The sequence below is a fragment of the Streptomyces sp. NPDC043726 genome, assembly GCF_056436565.1.
The window spans coordinates 315,115-334,408 of sequence record NZ_JBWKCI010000008.1 but is presented as its reverse complement, the minus strand read 5'-3'; the positions used below and the strand labels follow the sequence as shown (position 1 = coordinate 334,408).

The window sequence follows — 19,294 nt, the reverse complement described above, 5'->3', positions numbered from 1 at the left end:
TGTCGTGGGTTTCGCTGTCGTGGGCCGGCCGTCAGCCCGTGATCACCAGGCCGACGATCTCGTCGTCCGAGAACCACACCCGGACGTCGGGCCGTCCCCCCGCGAAGGCGGTGTGCACCGCCTGGCGGATCTCGGGGGACGGGTTGTTCAGGTTCCGCCAGCCGCCGGCCACGAACAGCCGGAGCCTCGGCGGGAGTTCACGCGGGTACGGCAGCAGTTCGTCCCAGTACCGCTCGGCCTGGCCCGAGCCGACCGCGTGCGGCAGCAGACGCGTGACCGCCGCCTTGATGTCGGGCCGGTTGCCGATCCGCTGCGAGGCGGGCCGGCCCGGTGCGTCCTGCTGCGGCGAACCGCAGGCCCGCAGGACCGCGCGGGCCCGTTCCGGGGACATCGGGCTCTGGCCGGCCGCCTTGAGCATGCCCTGCAACGCGGCCAGCGCGCCGACCACCACCGGCGCGGCGGCGGAGGTACCCGAGAACGTGTCGGTGTACCAGGCGATCTCCTCGGGCCCGCCCTGGAGATCGCCGGGCCGGTCCCAGAAGCCGCCCGCGGTCGTGACCTCGTGCCCCCAGCCCTGCGCGTCCACCCGCGAGCCGTAGTTGGAGAACGCGAGCCTCGACCGGTCCGGGCCGTGATCCCGGCCGTGCGTGCCGGGCGGCGGAGCGCCCGCGCCGACCAGGACGGCACCGGAGGACTGGTTGGACGGGTTGAACGGGTTGCGCCACCCGTGCGGGAACTCGTCCGGGCGGCGCTCGTAGACCGCGTCGTCGAGCGACTCGGCGCCGTTGCCCGCGGCCGCCACCACGAGCACGCCCTTGGCGGTGGCGTGCCGCACGGCCGCGAAGTCGTCCGGCCACCACTCCAGCGCGATGCAGCCGCGCTGGTCGTCGCGCTCGGCGTACTCGCACCGCGGTCCCGGCCGCTGGAGTTCGACCAGCACGATGTCCCCGGGCCCGAGCCGTTCCGCCGCCGCGTGGATCGCGGCCGCGGTGCCGAGGCTCCGGAAGGACGCGGCCGCGGTCACCGCGTCCGGTACGGCGCCCCGGACGCCGTAGGCGTTGCCGTCGCCGCCGAGCACGCCGATCACGGCCGTGCCGTGGTTGCGCCAGGCGAGATCGTCGACCGGGGTGCCGACGACGACACCGGCCAGCTTGGCCGCCAGGTCCTCGTGGCCCAGCTGCCAGGCGCCCTCCACATCGATCACCGTCACGCCCTGCCCCGTCCCGCCGGGCCGCTGCCAGGCCCAGTGGGCGTCGATGCCCTCGGGCGCCGGCCGCAGATAGCCCTGGCGGCTGCTGAAGTCGGGGGTGACGGTCGCGCCTTCCTTCAGGCGGGGGTTCTCCTCGCTCCGCAGGGTCGCGGGCACGGCGCCCGGCTTCATGTACGCCGTGTCCACGCCCGGCAGCGCGGCGATCCGCGAGCACAGCTCCGCCGCGCGGCTCTCCCCGCCGCGCACCCGGTAGAACAGGGCGAGGTCGGGCAGGTGCTCGGCGTCCGGCGCCGCGGACTGCCGATGGCGCTCCTCGCCGCCGAACAGCGGTTCCAGGGTGAGCTGTTCGTCGTCGAGGAACATGTTCAGCGCCGACACATCGGCGCCCCCCGCCGACCGTACGCCCTCGGGCTCGGCCCGCAGCCTGGCCTCCGGGCGGGCGACGACGATCAGTTCCCGCTCCGCTCCTCGGTAGGTGAATCCCGCTCCGTCGGGACCGGGTCCGGACGCCCCCGGGCCCTGCGCCGGCTGTACCTGGTCGGTCATGAGATACCGCTCCCTTCGGTCCGCACGGCGTCTTCGGGGGACAACCAAGCACCGACTCGGCGAGCCGTCCAGACCGCTTTCCTCAACTCGGTTTGAATTCAAGTTGATTGGGCAACCTGTGCAATCCGTCCTGAAACCGATGTCACGCCCCGTACCGGCCGGATGCTGTCGGGACGCTGTCGAACACCTGATGGATGCTGTGGTGGACGCGGCCCGTGTGATGGGGTGGAGCGGTCAGTTGACCGCTGGACCGGGCAACTGCCGGTCCCTCTCGTGGAAGGGCTCCCCGTGGCTCCCACACACGGTTCCTTCGCACATCCCCTCAGCCGCCGCAGACTGCTGACCGTCGGCGCGGTCGCGACCGGCGCCGCGCTGGTCGGCGCGCCCGCCCGGGCCACCGCCGGCCCCACCCTGATCCCGCTGCCCAACGGCTTCCGCCCGGAGGGCATCACCGTCGGCGGACCCTACGCCTACCTCGGCTCGCTCGGCGACGGTTCGATCTACCGCACCGATCTGCGCACCGGCACCGGATCCATCGTCTCGGCCGGACCCGGCACGCCCTCGGTCGGGCTCAAACTCGACGGCCGCGGACGGCTGTTCGTCGCCGGGCGCGGTGCGGGCGCCCGCGTGGTGGACGCCCGCAGCGGCGAGATCCTCGCCTCGTACGTGCTGAGCACCACGACCCCCACCTTCACCAACGACGTGTTCCTGACCCCGCGGGCGGCCTGGTTCACCGACTCCTACCAGCCCGCCCTGTACGCCCTCCCGCTCGGCCGGCACGGCCAACTGCCGGGCGCGGACCAGGTCGTACGGATCACCCTGGGCGGCGCCTGGAGCCAGCGGCCCGGCGAGGTCGTCAACGCCAACGGCATCACCCGCACCCCCGACGGCTCGGCGCTGCTCGTGGTGCAGTCCGGGGTCGGCGCCCTGCACCGGGTGAACCCGCGCACCGGCGTGACCGAACTGGTCGACCTCGGGGACGCGGCACCGCTCGTGAACGGCGACGGGCTGCTGCTGATCGGGCGGACGCTGTACGTCGTGCAGAACCGGCAGAACGCCGTGGACGTCTTCACCCTGGCCGCCGACGGCCGCAGCGGTGTCTTCCGGCGCCGGATCACCGACCCGGCGTTCGACGTGCCGACGACGGTGGCCGCGTACCGGGGGCGGCTCTACCTGCCGAACGCCCGGTTCACCACGACGCCGACGCCGGAGACGACGTACGCGATCGTGTCGGTGCCGAAGTAGCCGTACACCGCCCGTGCGGAACGGCCGAGGGCGGTGCGCAGCCGGCGCACCGCCCTCGGTCAGGGACTCAGTCCTCCGACGACTCGTCGTCCTCGGGGTTCGGCTTCGGCGGCTTGGGCGGCCGGGACAGACCACTGGGGTTGTCCCGCAGATAGGTGCCGTCGGAGCCGTCCGTGGCGTGTCCGCCGGCCGACGGGCCGCCGTCCCGGCGCCGCAGATACCGCTCGAACTCCCGCGCGATGGCCTCGCCCGAGGCCTCCGGCAGCTCCGCGGTGTCGCGGGCCTCCTCCAGCGTCTGCACGTACTCGGCGACCTCGCTGTCCTCGGCGGCCAGCTGGTCCACGCCCACCTGCCAGGCGCGCGCGTCCTCGGGCAGTTCGCCCAGCGGGATGCGCACGTCGATCAGGTCCTCCAGCCGGTTCAGCAGGGCCAGCGTCGCCTTCGGGTTCGGCGGCTGCGACACGTAGTGCGGCACGGCAGCCCAGAGGCTGACGGCCGGGACGCCCGCGTGCGTGCACGCCTCCTGGAGGACCCCGACGATGCCCGTCGGACCCTCGTACTTGGTCTCCTCCAGGTCCATCCGGCGGGCCAGGTCCGAGTCGGACGTGGTCCCGCTGATCGGGACCGGACGCGTGTGCGGGGTGTCGCCGAGCAGGGCGCCCAGGATGACCACCAGCTCCACGCCGAGTTCGTGCGCGAAGCCCAGCAGCTCGTTGCAGAACGAGCGCCAGCGCATGGACGGCTCGATACCCCGGACGAGCACGAGATCACGCGGCTTCTCGCCGCCGACCCGGACCACCGACAACCGTGTCGTGGGCCAGGTGATCTTGCGTACACCGGCGTCCATCCACACCGTGGGGCGGTTGACCTGGAAGTCGTAGTAGTCCTCGGCGTCCAGCGCCGCGAACACCTCGCCCTTCCACTCCCTGTCCAGATGCGCGACCGCGGTGGAGGCGGCGTCGCCGGCGTCGTTCCAGCCCTCGAACGCGGCCACCATGACCGGGTCGATCAGCTCGGGAACCCCCTCGAGCTCGATCACCCAGCGCCTCCTTCCGACGTGCCCTCGCCTGACGACCCAACCTTACGGCGTGCGGCGGGGGCGCCCGCAGCCCCCTTGCACGGGGGAGTGAACGGATCACTGCCCCGATCGCCACCCCGGAACACCCCCCGTCCGGAGGTCCTCACAGGCTGGCCCGCAGCCACTGTTCGACGCTCGCGATGTGCACGGTCGCCCACGACCGCGCCGCCTCCGCGTCCCGGTCGCGCAGGGCGGCGAGGATCGCGCGGTGCTCGTGCAGAGTGCGGCTGACGGCGTCCTCCTGGGTCAGCCCGCGCCAGATCCGGGCCCGGGTGGTGGGCCCGGACAGCCCGTCGAGCAGGGAGCAGAGCACCGAGTTGCCGGCGGCGCCCACGACGGCCCGGTGGAATTGAAGGTCGCAGGCGACGAGTTCCTCCACCGAGGGTGACGGGCCGAGCCGGTCCAACTGCCCGGCCAGTTCGTCCAGTTCCCGCTCGCTGATCAGAGCGGCCGCCATGGCCGTCGCGGCCGGCTCCAGGATGCGCCGTACGGCCAGGAACTCCAGGACGGTGTCGTCGCGGTGGAAGTCGACGACGAAGCTCATCGCCTCCAGCAGCAGTTGCGGATCGAGGCTCGTCACATAGGTGCCGTCGCCCTGGCGCACGTCCAGGATCCGGATCAGCGACAGGGCGCGCACGGCCTCGCGCAGGGAGTTGCGGGACAGGCCCAGCTCGGCGGCGAGTTCGCTCTCCTTGGGCAGCCGGTCGCCAGGGCGCAGCGCACCGGCGACGATCATGCCCTTGATCTTCTCGATCGCCTCGTCGGTGACTGCCACGACGCCCTCCAGTGCGCTCAGACATCCGATGTCTCAGCCACATTATGGCCGCAGGTACGGAAGGGGCGGCCCCCATCGGCGGGGGGCCGCCCTCCTCCCGGGACCCGGCCCTACTTCTTGTCGAGCAGGTCCTGGACCTTGGCGCGCACCTCGTCCGTGGCCAGGCCCCGGATCGTCAGCGTCGTACGGCGGCGCAGCACGTCGTCGGCCGTCTCGGCCCACTCGTTGTCGCGGGCGTAGACGACCTGGGCCCAGATCTCCGGGGCGTCGGGGTGGACGCGCTCGGCGAGCCCGGGGTCGTCGTTGGCCAGGCGGGCGATGTCGAAGGCCAGCGAGCCGTAGTGGGTGGCCAGGTGCCGGGCGGTGTCGGCGCCCATGCGCGGGCCCGGTGCCGGACGGTCCACCAGCAGGCGGTGGGCGACCGCGCGCGGGTTGGCGACACCCGGCAGCGGCAGCTTCTTCGGCAGCGAGTTGATCGGCTCGAAGTCGTCGCCCAGCGGGTGGCCCGGCAGCGCCTCCAGCTTCTTCATGATGGTGCGGCCGATGTGCCGGAAGGTCGTCCACTTGCCGCCCGCGACCGACAGCATGCCGCCGCGGCCTTCGGTGACGACCGTCTCGCGCTTGGCCTTCGCGGTGTCGCCGGGCCCGCCGGGGAGCACCCGAAGACCCGCGAAGGAGTAGGTGATCAGATCCCGGGACAGCTGCTGGTCGCGGATGGAGAACGCGGCCTCGTCCAGGATCTGGGATATGTCCTTCTCGGTGACCGAGACGTCCGCCGGGTCGCCCTCGAACTCCTCGTCCGTGGTGCCGAGCAGGAGCATGTCCTCCCACGGCAGGGCGAAGGTGATGCGGTACTTGTCGATCGGGGTGGCGAGAGCGGCCTTCCAGGGCGAGGTCCGCTTCAGGACCAGATGCGCGCCCTTCGACAGCCGGATGGACGGCGCTGCATTGGGGTCCTCCATCTTGCGCAGGTGATCCACCCACGGTCCGGTGGCGTTCAGCACCAGTCGGGCGCTGACGCCGAACTCGTCGCCGGTCGTACGGTCCTTGAGCTCCGCGCCCGTCACCCGGCCCTGGGTGAAGCGCAGGCCGGTGACCTCGGCGTGGTTGAGGACGACCGCGCCCGCCTCGACGGCCGCGCGGACCGTCATCAGCGCCATGCGGGCGTCGTTCATCTGGTCGTCGCCGTACACGGCCACGGCCTTGAGGTTCTCGGTGCGCAGCTCGGGCACGTCCTGCGCGGCCTTGGCCGGGGAGAGCAGGTGGCCGACGCCGTCACCGAACGCGGAGAGCGCGGAGTAGGCGAAGACGCCCGCGCCGAGCTTCGCCGCGCCGTGCGGCCCGCCCTTGTACACGGGGAGGTAGAAGGTGAGCGGGTTGGCCAGGTGGGGGGCCACCTGGCGGGAGACCGCACGGCGCTCGAAGTGGTTCTCCGCCACCAGCTTCACCGCGCCGGTCTGCAGGTAGCGCAGACCGCCGTGGAGCAGCTTGGAGGAGGCGGAGGAGGTGGCGCCGGCGAAGTCGCCGGCGTCGACCAGAGCCACCCTGAGGCCGGACTGCGCGGCGTGCCAGGCGGTGGAGATGCCCAGGATGCCGCCGCCGATCACGAGAAGGTCGTACGACGCCTTGGAGAGCTGCTCCCGGGTCTCGGCGCGGCTCGGGCTTACGCCGAAGGCCGGGCGCGTGCCGAGGGCAGGCACGGACTGCAGGGTGGTCTGACTGGTCATTTCGGGTTCTTACTCCTCATCAGAGCGTGTCGCTGAGCTCGCCGGGGAGCTCAGCGCCGAGCTCCCCGCGGGCCCTGGTCAGCTTTCGTCGTCGTCGATCCAGCCCATGGTCCGGTCGACGGCCTTGAGCCAGTTCTTGTATTCGCGGTCGCGGGTCTCCGCGTCCATGTGCGGGGTCCACTCGGCGGCCCGGCGCCAGTTGGCGCGCAGTTCGTCGGTGCTGGACCAGAAGCCGACGGCCAGGCCGGCGGCGTAGGCCGCGCCGAGGCAGGTGGTCTCGGCGACCATCGGGCGCACCACCGGTGCGTCCAGGACGTCCGAGAGCGTCTGCATCAGGAGGTTGTTGGAGGTCATGCCGCCGTCGACCTTCAGGGCCACCAGCTCGTCGCCGGAGTCCTTGACCATGGCGTCGGCGATCTCCCGCGTCTGCCAGGCGGTCGCCTCCAGGACGGCGCGCGCGAGGTGCGCCTTGGTGACGTACCGGGTCAGGCCGGCGATCACACCGCGGGCGTCGGAGCGCCAGTGCGGGGCGAACAGACCGGAGAAGGCCGGTACGAAGTAGGCGCCGCCGTTGTCCTCGACCGAGAGCGCGAGCGTCTCGATCTCGGCGGCGGTGGAGACCAGGCCCATCTGGTCGCGCATCCACTGCACCAGCGAGCCGGTGACGGCGATCGAGCCCTCGAGCGCGTAGACCGTCGGCTGGTCGCCGATCTTGTAGCCGACCGTGGTCAGCAGGCCCGCGTAGGAGTTGATGATCTTGTCACCGGTGTTCATCACCATGAAGGTGCCGGTGCCGTAGGTCGACTTGGTCTCGCCCTCGGAGAAGCAGGTCTGGCCGAACAGGGCCGCCTGCTGGTCGCCGAGCGCGGAGGCGACCGGGATGCCGCCGAGCAGCTCGCCCAGCTTGCCGCCGGTGACCTCGCCGTAGACCTCGGCGGAGGAACGGATCTCCGGCAGGATCGTCAGCGGGACGCCGATGGACTCGGCGATCTTGTCGTCCCACGCCATGGTGTGCAGGTTCATCAGCATGGTGCGGGAGGCGTTGGTGACGTCGGTGACGTGCTTGCCGCCGTTGACACCGCCGGTCAGGTTCCAGATGACCCAGGTGTCCATGGTGCCGAAGAGGATGTCGCCGGCCTCGGCGCGCTCGCGCAGGCCCTCGACGTTGTCGAGCAGCCAGCGGGCCTTCGGGCCGGAGAAGTACGACGCGAGCGGCAGACCGGTCTCACGGCGGAACCGGTCCTGGCCGACGTTGCGGCCGAGTTCCTTGCAGAGCGAGTCGGTGCGGGTGTCCTGCCAGACGAGGGCGTTGTGGACGGGCTCACCGGTGTTCTTGTCCCACAGCACGGTGGTCTCGCGCTGGTTGGTGATGCCGATGGCCTTGATGTCGTCGCGGGTGATGCCCGCCTTCTGGATGGCGCCGGCGACGACTTCCTGGACGTTGGTCCAGATCTCGTTGGCGTTGTGCTCGACCCAGCCCGGCTTCGGGAAGATCTGCTCGTGCTCCTTCTGGTCGACGGAGACGATCCGGCCGTCGCGGTCGAAGACGATGCAGCGGGACGAGGTGGTGCCCTGGTCGATTGCGGCGATGAAGGGGCCGGCGGTGTGGGCGTCGGTCACTGTGTGCTCCTGGAAGTCCGTGGTTGTAAGACGTGTCTACGAGTGCTTTACGTGTCTGCCGGGCTTTTATTTATTACCGGTGATCTAGACGAAAGCGACGTTGTAGATGCCTGCCGCGATGGCCGCGCCGAGCAGCGGACCGACCACCGGGACCCAGGCGTAGCCCCAGTCGGAGCCGCCCTTGTTGGGCAGCGGGAGGAGGGCGTGCACGATGCGCGGGCCGAGGTCACGGGCCGGGTTGATGGCGTAGCCGGTCGGGCCGCCCAGGGACAGACCGATCCCGACCACCACGAGCGCCGTGATGAGTCCGCCCAGGATGCCGAGGCCGTCACCGGCCGCGTTCAGGCCCTGCGTGAGGACGGCGAGGACCAGCACGACCGTGCCGATGACCTCCGTGGCCACGTTCTGCCAGGCGACCCGGATCTCCGGGCCGGTGGAGAAGACGCCGAGGACCGGGCCCGCGCCCTGCTCCCGGGCCTCCACGGCCTTGGCGGAGGTGGCCTGGGCGCCCGGACCGCCGACGATCTCCTTGTCGGTGAGGTGGGCCTGGAACTGGCCGTAGTAGGCGATCCAGACCAGAGCCGCACCGATCATGGCGCCGAGGAGCTGGCCGCCCATGTAGACCGGGACGTCACTCCACTCGATGCCGTTGTCCTTGATCGCGAGCGCGAGCGTCACGGCCGGGTTCAGGTGGGCGCCGGACAGGGGCGCCGAGGTGTAGACCGCCGTGAGCACGGCGAAACCCCACCCGAAGGTGATGGCGAGCCAGCCGGCGTTGCGGGCCTTGGAGGCCTTCAGCGTGACAGCGGCGCAGACGCCGCCGCCCAGCAGGATGAGTATGGCGGTACCGATGGTCTCGCCGAGGAAGATGTCGGAGCTGGACACCCGCGACTCCTTTGTCATTCGTCCAGGGGAAGCCGAACCCCGGGTCCCACCGGTGGTTCGCGCCCTCGGGGGTGAGAGCGATACCGGCCCTTGGCGTTGTCACACTCTAGCGCGTATTGCCGGTAGGTGTTCGACAATGCCGACCGATGGACGGGAGTCTTGCTCCGGCGTTACGCGTGCGTCAAGGGTTCTGTTATCGAAAGCGCGATCGTTATTGATCGACATGAGCTATCTATGGGCGATGGCGTTACGTACCTGATCATCCCTGTTCGGCCATGTCAGGGCATGACGAAGACCGGAGCGCCGTCCGGCACTCCGGTGAGGGTGGGGGGTGCGGTCAGAAGCGCCCGGCGCCCAGATCCCGCGACACCGCGCGGGCGCAGTCCCGTACCGCGGCGATCACCTCGGGGCGCACCTCGCCGTCCTGGCACAGCCGCTCCACGGCGCCCGTGACGCCCACCGCGCCGACCGGCATCCGGCGCCGGTCGTGGATGGGGGCGGCGAGGGAGGCCACGCCCTCCCAGGTCTCCTCGACGTCGGCGGCGTAGCCACGCGCGCGGGTGACGTCGAGGATGCGCTCGAAGTCCTCCAGCTCGCACACGGTCCGGTCGGTGAAGGCCTTGCGGTCGGCCTCCAGGGCCTCGCTGTGCGCGACCGGGTCGTACGACGACAGGACCTTGCCGAGCGCCGTGGAGTGCAGCGGCTGCATGGCGCCGATCTCCAGCACCTGTCGGCTGTCGTCGGGCCGGAAGACGTGGTGCACGATCAGCACGCCCTGCTGGTGCAGGACGCCCAGATAGACGCTCTCGCCGCTGGAGCGGGCCAGGTCGTCGGTCCACACCAGGGCGCGCGCCCGCAGCTCGTGCACGTCCAGATAGGTCGTGCCCAGGCGCAGCAGCTCCGCGCCCAGCTGGTAGCGCCCGGACGCCTCGTCCTGCTCGACGAACCCCTCCTGCTGCAGGGTGCGCAGAATGCCGTGCGCCGTGCCCTTGGCGAGCCCCAGCGAGGAGGCGATGTCCGACAGGCCGAGCCGGCGCTCGCCGCCCGCGAGAAGCCGCAGCATCGCGGCCGCCCGTTCGAGCGACTGGATGTTCCGTGCCATCGCCGTCCTGCCCTCCGTCCCGATCCGCCGACCTCGACGATGCCGCTGCCGCTGTTCGGATGTTGTTGCCGTTGTTCGGCAATGTCGAACACTACCGGTCCATGCCGACCAACCGCCAATGGTCGGCAGGGATCTGTTGCGTCACTCGTATCCCGTAGGCGACCTGCCCGTCATCCTCGTCCGTCCCGTGGACGCCCTGACCATCAGGTCCCGGTCCCGGCTACGCTGACGAGGTGCGCCACACCGCGGAGCCGACCGCAAGGGCGCAAAGCCGACAGCCGTCGCACCTCAGGGAGCCCTTTCATGGCCTCGTTGCCACAGACCCCTTCCGCCGACAGCCGGACCCGCGTGTCCGCGCTCCGCGAGGCACTCGCCACCCGAGTGGTGGTCGCCGACGGAGCCATGGGCACCATGCTCCAGGCCCAGGACCCCACTCTCGAGGACTTCGAGAATCTCGAGGGCTGCAACGAGATTCTGAACCTGACCCGGCCGGACATCGTCCGTTCGGTCCACGACGCGTACTTCGCGGTGGGCGTGGACTGCGTCGAGACCAACACCTTCGGCGCCAACCACACCGCCGCGGCGGAGTACGAGATCGCCGATCGGGTGCACGAGCTGTCCGAGGCGGGCGCCCGTATCGCCCGCGAGGTGGCCGACGAGTACGCCGCCCGCGACGGCCGTACCCGCTGGGTCCTGGGCTCGGTCGGCCCCGGCACCAAGCTGCCCACCCTCGGCCACGTCGGTTACGCCACCATCCGCGACGGCTACCAGGCCAACGCCGAGGGCCTGCTGGCCGGCGGCTCCGACGCGCTGATCGTGGAGACCACCCAGGACCTCCTGCAGACCAAGGCCTCCGTGCTGGGCGCCCGCCGCGCCATGGAGGCGACCGGCGTCGAGGTCCCGCTGCTGGTCTCGATGGCCTTCGAGACCACCGGCACCATGCTCCTCGGCTCCGAGATCGGCGCCGCGCTCACCGCGCTGGAGCCGCTCGGCATCGACATGATCGGCCTGAACTGCTCCACCGGCCCCGCCGAGATGAGCGAACACCTGCGCTATCTCACCCGGCACTCCCGGATCCCGCTGCTGTGCATGCCGAACGCCGGTCTGCCGATCCTCACCAAAGACGGCGCCCACTTCCCGCTCGGCCCCGAGGGCCTCGCGGACGCCCAGGAGAACTTCGTCCTCGACTACGGCCTGTCCCTGATCGGCGGCTGCTGCGGCACCACGCCCGAGCATCTGCGCCAGGTCGTCGAGCGGGCCCGCACCCTCACCCCCGGCGAGCGCGACCCGCGCCCGGAGCCGGGTGCGGCCTCCCTCTACCAGACGGTTCCCTTCCGGCAGGACACCGCCTACCTCGCGATCGGCGAGCGGACGAACGCCAACGGCTCCAAGAAGTTCCGCGAGGCCATGCTGGAGGCCCGCTGGGACGACTGCGTGGAGATGGCCCGCGAGCAGATCCGCGAGGGCGCGCACATGCTCGACCTGTGCGTGGACTACGTCGGCCGGGACGGCGTCGCCGACATGGAGGAACTGGCCGGACGCTTCGCCACCGCCTCCACCCTGCCGATCGTCCTGGACTCCACCGAGGTCGACGTCATCCGGGCGGGCCTGGAGAAGCTCGGCGGCCGCGCGGTCATCAACTCCGTCAACTACGAGGACGGCGACGGCCCCGAGTCCCGCTTCGCGAAGGTCACCAAGCTCGCCCAGGAGCACGGCGCCGCGCTGATCGCGCTGACCATCGACGAGGAGGGCCAGGCCCGCACCCCCGAGAAGAAGGTCGAGATCGCCGAGCGGCTGATCGAGGACCTGACCGGGAACTGGGGCATCCACGAGTCCGACATCCTCATCGACACCCTGACCTTCACCATCTGCACCGGTCAGGAGGAGTCCCGCGGGGACGGCATCGCCACCATCGAGGCGATCCGCGAGCTCAAGCGCCGCCACCCGGACGTCCAGACCACCCTCGGCCTGTCCAACATCTCCTTCGGCCTCAACCCGGCCGCCCGCATCCTGCTGAACTCCGTCTTCCTCGACGAGTGCGTCAAGGCGGGCCTGGACTCGGCGATCGTGCACGCCTCCAAGATCCTGCCGATCGCCCGCTTCGACGAGGAACAGGTGACCACGGCCCTGGACCTCATCTACGACCGCCGCGCCGAGGGCTACGACCCGCTGCAGAAGCTGATGGCCCTGTTCGAGGGCGCCACCGCCAAGTCCCTGAAGGCGGGCAAGGCCGAGGAGCTGGCCGCTCTCCCGCTGGAGGAGCGCCTCAAGCGCCGCATCATCGACGGCGAGCGCAACGGCCTGGAGGCCGACCTCGACGAGGCCCTCCAGGAGCGTCCGGCCCTCGACATCGTCAACGAGACCCTGCTGGACGGCATGAAGGTCGTCGGCGAGCTCTTCGGCTCCGGCCAGATGCAGCTGCCCTTCGTCCTGCAGTCCGCCGAGGTGATGAAGGCCGCCGTCGCCTACCTCGAACCGCACATGGAGAAGACGGACGCCGACGGCAAGGGCACCATCGTGCTGGCCACGGTCCGCGGCGACGTGCACGACATCGGCAAGAACCTCGTCGACATCATCCTGTCCAACAACGGCTACAACGTCGTCAACCTCGGCATCAAGCAGCCGGTCTCCGCGATCCTGGAAGCCGCCGAGGAGCACCGGGCCGACGTCATCGGCATGTCCGGGCTCCTGGTCAAGTCCACGGTGATCATGAAGGAGAACCTGGAGGAGCTCAACCAGCGCGGCCTCGCGGCGAACTTCCCCGTCATCCTCGGTGGCGCCGCCCTGACCCGGGCCTACGTCGAGCAGGACCTGCACGAGCTGTACGAGGGCGAGGTCCGCTACGCCCGGGACGCCTTCGAGGGCCTGCGCCTGATGGACGCCCTCATCGGCGTCAAGCGGGGTGTGCCCGGCGCGAAGCTGCCCGAGCTCAAGCAGCGCAGGGTGCGCGCCGGCGCCGTACCGGTCCCGGAGGATCGGCCGGAGGAGGGGCACGTCCGCTCCGACGTCGCCACCGACAACCCCGTGCCCACCCCGCCGTTCTGGGGCACCCGGGTCATCAAGGGCATCCAGCTCAAGGAGTACGCCTCCTGGCTGGACGAGGGCGCGCTGTTCAAGGGGCAGTGGGGCCTGAAGCAGGCCCGCACCGGTGACGGCCCGACCTACGAGGAGCTCGTCGAGACCGAGGGCCGCCCGCGGCTGCGCGGTCTGCTGGACCAGCTGCAGACCGAGAACCTCCTCGAGGCGGCCGTCGTCTACGGCTACTTCCCGTGCGTGTCCAAGGACGACGACCTGATCATCCTGGACGAGCAGGGCAACGAGCGGACCCGCTTCACCTTCCCCCGCCAGCGCCGCGGCCGCAGGCTGTGCCTGGCCGACTTCTTCCGCCCGGAGGAGTCGGGTGAGACCGACGTCGTCGGCCTCCAGGTCGTCACCGTCGGCTCCCGCATCGGGGAGCAGACGGCGAAGCTCTTCGAGGCCAACTCCTACCGGGACTACCTGGAACTGCACGGTCTGTCCGTGCAGCTGGCCGAGGCGCTCGCCGAGTACTGGCACGCGCGCGTCCGCTCGGAGCTGGGCTTCTCCGGTGAGGACCCGGGGGACATCGAGGACATGTTCGCCCTGAAGTACCGGGGCGCCCGCTTCTCCCTCGGCTACGGCGCCTGCCCCGACCTGGAGGACCGCGCCAAGATCGCCGAACTGCTCCAGCCGGAGCGCATCGGCGTCCACCTGTCCGAGGAGTTCCAGCTGCACCCCGAGCAGTCCACGGACGCCATCGTGATCCACCACCCGGAGGCGAAGTACTTCAACGCCCGCTGAGACTCCCCTCGACCGTTCCTCCGCCGTGCCCCGGGCCACAGCGGATAAAAAGAGCGTCGCAGCGACGCACGACGTACACTGGTCGGTCCACTGCAGGCCGGTTCCCCGTGTGGGAACCGGCCTGATCGTCCCTCAAGGAGGTGCGCCCGGATGACCAGCACGGTCCCCGCGCCAGTAACCCGTACGGCGGAAGGCTCGGCCCTGCAGGCCGTACTCCTCGACATGGACGGCACCCTCGTGGACACGGAGGGGTTCTGGTGGGACGTCGAGGTCGAGATCTTCGCCCGCCTCGGTCACACCCTCGACGACTCCTGGCGCCATGTCGTGGTCGGCGGCCCCATGAGCCGCAGCGCGGGCTTCCTGATCGAGGCCACCGGCGCCGACATCACCCTCGCCGAGCTCAGCGTCCTGCTCAACCAGGGGTTCGAGGAGCGCATCGGGCTGGCCCTGCCGCTGATGCCGGGCGCCGCCCGGCTGCTGGCCGAGCTCTCCGAGTACGAGATTCCCACCGCCCTGGTCTCCGCCTCGCACCGGCGCATCATCGACCGTGTGCTGGCCTCGCTGGGCCCGCAGCACTTCGCGCTGACGGTGGCCGGCGACGAGGTGCCGCGCACCAAGCCGCACCCCGACCCCTATCTGACCGCCGCGGCCGGGCTCGGCGTGGATCCGGCCAGATGCGCGGTCGTCGAGGACACCGCGACCGGTGTCGCTGCGGCCGAGGCGGCCGGCTGCCATGTGGTGGCGGTGCCCTCGGTCGCCCCCATCACCCCGGCCCACCGGCGGACCGTCGTCGGCTCGCTGGAAGAGGTGGACCTGGCATTTCTGCGCGGTCTGATGACGGAAATGCGCTAGCCGTTCACCGAGCGTGCAACCGCGATACAGGGAAATTCCCACGGGGGTGGCGCGAGCGGAATTGATACCCACCGGATGGCCGAATTCCGCCCAGCGCCCCGACTTCTCAGGGGTGTGACGTTCCCCACCCCGAGCGGCCTCGACAGGTCGCGCGCCATGTGCTGTTCACCCCCTTTGGGGCCCCAACTGGGCGCCTTTGTGTCCTGATTGGGGAGATGCTGCACGAATCCTTCCGCTGTCGGTTTTTCGGTGCGTCCACGCCCGGTTTCGTAGCGTGATGGGGGCCCAACTCCGGTGGCCGCGAGGGGTCCTCGGGACGCCGACTAATCTCATCGCGAGAACATCGCCCTTATCGCCGTGATCCGCCGCGACACCCCTGCATGCCGGGTACACGGACGTGACAGCTCTGGAGAAACTCGAGCATGAACCGCAAGACTTTGGTGCTGCCGGCCGTCATCGGTCTGCTGGCCCCGGTCCTCGCCGCGTGCGGCGGATCGGAGAGCGGCAGCGGCGGTGGGGACGCGATCGTCGTCGGTACCACGGACGAGTTCACGGCCTCGAGTGACGCCCCGGCGCCGCTGGACCCGGCGGCCGCCTACGACGTCGGCACCTGGAACATCCTGCGTCAGACCGTGCAGACGCTGATGATCCAGCCGCGCGGCGAGGGCGAGCCCGTGCCCGAGGCCGCCGAGCGCTGCGGCTTCACCGACACCGGCAACGAGCGCTACGCCTGCACCCTGCGCGAGGGCCTGAAGTTCGCCAACGGTGACGCGATCACCGCGGCCGATGTGAAGTACTCCATCGACCGCGCGCTCAGGATCAAGGACGCCGGCGGTGTCTTCGCCCTGCTCTCCACCGTCGACACCGTCGAGACCAAGGGCGACCGCGAGGTCATCTTCCACCTGAAGACCGCCGACGCCACCTTCCCGTACAAGCTGTCCACGCCGGTCGCGGGCATCGTCGACCAGGACGAGTACGCCAAGGACAAGCTCCGCGAGGGCTTCGCGGTGGACGGCTCCGGCCCGTACACCTTCCAGGCCGAGGAGAGCGACGGCAAGCTGGTCAAGGCCGTGTTCACCAAGAACCCCGACTACAAGGGGGCCTTGACGGTGAACAACGACAAGGTCGAGCTGCGCTCCTTCGCCGACGCCGACGCCATGAGCGCCGCCATCGACAAGGGCGACATCGACCTGATGACCCGCACCATGTCACCCGAGCAGATCCAGAAGCTGTCCACGGCCTCCGACAGCGAGGTCGACCTCGTCGAGATGTCCGGCCTGGAGATCCGCTACCTCGGCTTCAACACCGAGGCCCCGAGCGTCAAGAGCAAGGCCGTCCGCCAGGCGATGGCCCAGGTCATCAACCGCAGCGAACTGGTCAGCAAGGTCTACGGCACCCAGGCCGAGCCGCTGTACTCGCTGGTCCCGGCCAGCCTCACCGGCCACTCCAACGCGTTCTTCAACACCTACGGCGAGCCCAGCACCGCCAAGGCCAAGGCCCTGCTCGCCGAGGCGAACATCACCACCCCGGTGAAGCTGACGCTGCACTACACCACCGACCACTACGGCGCGGGCACCGAGAAGGAGTTCGAGCTGCTGAAGGAACAGCTCAACTCCAGCGGCCTGTTCGACGTCACCGTCAAGGGCACCCCCTGGGAGACCTTCCGTCCCGCCGAGCAGAAGGGCGAGTACGACGTCTACGGCATGGGCTGGTTCCCCGACTTCCCGGACGCCGACAACTACCTCGCCCCGTTCCTGGACAAGGACAACTTCCTCGGCTCGCCGTACGCGAACAGCGAGATCCGCAACTCCCTGATCCCGGACTCCCGGCGCGAGGCCGACCGCCAGTCCGCGGTCGGCAGCCTGACGGAGATCCAGGACATCGTCGCCGAGGACGTCCCCCTGCTCCCGCTGTGGCAGGGCAAGCAGTACGTCGCCGCCCGCGACGACGTCACGGGTACCGCGTACGCGCTCAACTCGTCCTCCACCCTTCAGTTGTGGGAGCTCGGCCGTGGCGTGAGCGGCTGACGTCTCCCGTGCCAGGGCCGCCGGGACGGCGGCCCCGAATACCGATACCGACGACAAGGCACCTGCACGTGAACATGCGCAACCAGTGGCCGGTCCTGCCCGTAGTGGCGGGGCTGGCCTCCGGCCTGCTGACCGGCTGCGGCACGGAGACCGGCGGCTCCGCGAGCGACGGCTCCGCCGTGGTCGTGGGGATGTCCGACGACGTCCTGGCCACCGACCCGGCCTCCGGATACGACCCGGGCTCGTGGCTGTTGTTCAACAACGTCTTCCAGTCCCTGCTCAGCTTCCCCAAGGGCGGCACCGACCCCGAGCCCGACGCGGCCGAGTCGTGTGCGTTCACCGACGCCTCGACGAAGGTGTACAAGTGCACGCTGAAGGACGGTCTGAAGTTCAGCAACGGTGACTCGCTCACCTCGGAGGACGTGAAGTTCTCCTTCGACCGCATGCTGAAGATCAACGACGACGCCGGTCCCGCGATCATGTTCCCGATGCTGGACAAGGTCGAGACCCCGGACGAGAAGACGGTCGTCTTCCGGCTGAACACCCCGGACGCCACCTTCCCGAGCAAGATCGCCTCCGGCGCCGGCTCCATCGTCGACCACCGCCAGTACGACGCGGACGGGCTGCGCGAGGACGGCGAGGCGGTCGGCTCCGGCCCCTACAAGCTCGACTCGTTCAGCGATGACGAGGCCGTCTTCTCGGTCAACGAGCACTACACGGGCAGCGCCGCCGAGGTGAAGAACTCCGGCGTCACCATGAAGTTCTTCAAGGGCGACCGCACGGCGCTGAAGACCGCGCTGGTCGACGGCGAGGTCGACATCGCCTACCGAGGCCTGAGCGCCGCCGACATCGCCGAGACCGAGAAGGCCGACGACAGCTCCAGCTCCGGCATCGAGCTCGTCGACGGCACCGGCGCCGAGGTGCAGCACCTGGTCTTCAACATGGACGACCCGGTGACCGGAAAGCTCGGGGTCCGCAAGGCCATCGCCTACCTGCTCGACCGCGACGCCCTCATCGAGGACGTCTACCAGGGCACCGCCACCCCGCTGTACTCGATCATCCCGGCGGGCATCGGCGGCCACAACACCGCCTTCTTCGACACCTACGGCGAGCGGCCCTCCAAGGCCAAGGCCGCGGCGGCGCTGGCCTCCGACGGCATCACCGACAAGGTGAAGCTGACGCTCTGGTCGACCCCGTCGCGCTACGGCCCGGCCACCGACCAGGAGTTGAAGGCCATCGCCGGCCAGCTCAACGCCAGCGGCCTGTTCGACGCCGACGTGAAGTCCGTCGAGTACGAGCAGTACGAGCAGGACATCGAGGCCGGCAAGTACGGCGTGTACGTGAAGGGCTGGATCCCGGACTACCCGGACGCCGACAACTTCACGTCGCCGTTCTTCGGTGAGGGCAACGTGCTGGGCAACAACTACAGCAACGACACCATCACCGGCACGCTGATCCCGCGCACGGGCGCCCAGAGCGACCGCACCGCGACGGACGACGACTACGGCCGCCTCCAGGACATCGTGGCCGCGGAACTGCCCATCCTGCCGGTCTGGCAGGCCAAGCAGTACGCCGTCGTCCGGGACAACGTCTACGGCCTCGAGTCCTGCCTCGACGCCTCGACGGTGTTCCGCTTCTGGGAGCTCAGCAAGAGCAGCGACTGACCCGACGCACAGGGCGCCCGCTTCCCTTCGGGGAAGTCGGGCGCCCTTCGCGTGTCTCGCTGCCGGACTCCTACTGCGCGCCGGGTCGCACGAGCCCGCTCTCGTACGCGTACACGGCCGCCTGCACCCGGTCGCGCAGCCCCAGCTTGGTGAGGACGTGCCCGACGTGCGTCTTGACGGTGGTCTCGCTGACGAACAGATCCGCGGCGATCTCGGCGTTCGACAGTCCGCGCGCCACCAGCTTCAGCACCTCCACCTCGCGGTCGGTGAGGGTGTGCAGGGTGTCCGGGACGGGCTCGTCGCCGGAGGGCAGATGCGTGGCGTACTTGTCGAGCAGGCGGCGGGTGATGCTGGGCGCGAGCATCGCCTCTCCGGCGGCCACGACCCGAATCGCCTGCACCAGCTCGTTCGCCGGCGCGTCCTTGAGCAGGAAGCCGCTGGCGCCGGCCCGCAACGCCTCCACGACGTACTCGTCGAGGTCGAAGGTGGTGAGCACCAGCACCTTCGCCGGGCCGTCCCGCCCGGGGCCGGTGATCTGCCGGGTCGCCTCGACTCCGTCCATCCGAGGCATGCGGATGTCCATCAGAACCACATCGGGCTGCAGGGCCCGCACCTGGTCGAGAGCCTGAAGGCCGTCTCCGGCCTCGCCCACGACCGCGATGTCCTGCTCCGCCTCCAGGATCATCCGGAAGCCGGTACGCAGCAGCGGCTGGTCGTCGACCAGTAGGACGCGGATGGCCACGT

General features: G+C 70.2%; 13 protein-coding genes. 5 read left to right on the top strand and 8 right to left on the bottom strand.

Annotated elements, in window-relative coordinates; all coding sequences use genetic code 11:
* Nucleotides 1–31: 31 nt before the first annotated feature.
* A complete protein-coding gene (locus AC068Z_RS24710) occupies nt 32–1,756 on the bottom strand; it encodes a S8 family peptidase (protein WP_478559432.1) in 1,725 nt (574 codons plus the stop codon).
* Nucleotides 1,757–2,044: 288 nt separating this feature from the next.
* Here AC068Z_RS24710 and AC068Z_RS24705 point away from each other — a divergent pair, with 288 nt between their 5' ends.
* Complete coding sequence (locus AC068Z_RS24705) at nt 2,045–3,001, top strand: SMP-30/gluconolactonase/LRE family protein (RefSeq protein WP_478559429.1); 957 nt, start codon at nt 2,045–2,047, stop codon at nt 2,999–3,001.
* A gap of 67 nt (nt 3,002–3,068) precedes the next feature.
* Here the strand turns inward: AC068Z_RS24705 and AC068Z_RS24700 are convergent, their stop codons facing one another.
* The 6 genes from AC068Z_RS24700 to AC068Z_RS24675 all read right to left on the bottom strand — a co-directional run bounded on the left by AC068Z_RS24700 (nt 3,069) and on the right by AC068Z_RS24675 (nt 10,188).
* Entirely contained in the window at nt 3,069–4,040 is a 972-nt protein-coding gene (locus tag AC068Z_RS24700) for a PAC2 family protein (protein ID WP_478559426.1), read from the bottom strand.
* A 142-nt stretch (nt 4,041–4,182) separates the two neighbouring features.
* Entirely contained in the window at nt 4,183–4,854 is a 672-nt protein-coding gene (locus AC068Z_RS24695; protein WP_478559423.1) for a FadR/GntR family transcriptional regulator, read from the bottom strand.
* A 110-nt stretch (nt 4,855–4,964) separates the two neighbouring features.
* Nucleotides 4,965–6,581 (bottom strand): glycerol-3-phosphate dehydrogenase/oxidase, encoded by a 1,617-nt coding sequence (locus AC068Z_RS24690; protein ID WP_478559420.1) that lies wholly within the window; start codon nt 6,579–6,581, stop codon nt 4,965–4,967.
* A gap of 78 nt (nt 6,582–6,659) precedes the next feature.
* Nucleotides 6,660–8,201: a glycerol kinase GlpK gene (gene glpK / locus AC068Z_RS24685; RefSeq protein ID WP_478559417.1), complete on the bottom strand. Its 1,542-nt coding sequence runs from the start codon at nt 8,199–8,201 to the stop codon at nt 6,660–6,662.
* 84 nt (nt 8,202–8,285) lie between these two features.
* A complete protein-coding gene (locus tag AC068Z_RS24680) occupies nt 8,286–9,086 on the bottom strand; it encodes an MIP/aquaporin family protein (RefSeq protein WP_478559414.1) in 801 nt (266 codons plus the stop codon).
* 337 nt (nt 9,087–9,423) lie between these two features.
* Nucleotides 9,424–10,188, bottom strand: a complete 765-nt coding sequence (locus AC068Z_RS24675) for an IclR family transcriptional regulator (protein WP_478559411.1) — start codon at nt 10,186–10,188, stop codon at nt 9,424–9,426.
* Between the two features lie 303 nt (nt 10,189–10,491).
* On the opposite strand from AC068Z_RS24675, the gene metH reads away from it, so the two are divergent.
* The 4 genes from metH (at nt 10,492) to AC068Z_RS24655 (ending at nt 18,550) form a co-directional block, all read left to right on the top strand.
* Nucleotides 10,492–14,007, top strand: coding sequence for a methionine synthase (gene metH / locus AC068Z_RS24670; protein ID WP_478559408.1), 3,516 nt, complete (start codon nt 10,492–10,494; stop codon nt 14,005–14,007).
* 150 nt (nt 14,008–14,157) lie between these two features.
* Nucleotides 14,158–14,859: an HAD family hydrolase gene (locus AC068Z_RS24665; RefSeq protein ID WP_478559405.1), complete on the top strand. Its 702-nt coding sequence runs from the start codon at nt 14,158–14,160 to the stop codon at nt 14,857–14,859.
* A 422-nt stretch (nt 14,860–15,281) separates the two neighbouring features.
* Nucleotides 15,282–16,886, top strand: coding sequence for an ABC transporter substrate-binding protein (locus AC068Z_RS24660; protein ID WP_478559402.1), 1,605 nt, complete (start codon nt 15,282–15,284; stop codon nt 16,884–16,886).
* A gap of 68 nt (nt 16,887–16,954) precedes the next feature.
* Nucleotides 16,955–18,550 carry an ABC transporter substrate-binding protein gene (locus AC068Z_RS24655; protein WP_478559399.1) on the top strand — a complete coding sequence of 532 codons (1,596 nt, stop codon included), beginning with the start codon at nt 16,955–16,957 and terminating at the stop codon, nt 18,548–18,550.
* Between the two features lie 70 nt (nt 18,551–18,620).
* Here AC068Z_RS24655 and AC068Z_RS24650 read toward each other — a convergent pair whose 3' ends face one another.
* Nucleotides 18,621–19,292, bottom strand: a complete 672-nt coding sequence (locus tag AC068Z_RS24650; RefSeq protein ID WP_020141342.1) for a response regulator — start codon at nt 19,290–19,292, stop codon at nt 18,621–18,623.
* Nucleotides 19,293–19,294: the final 2 nt, after the last annotated feature.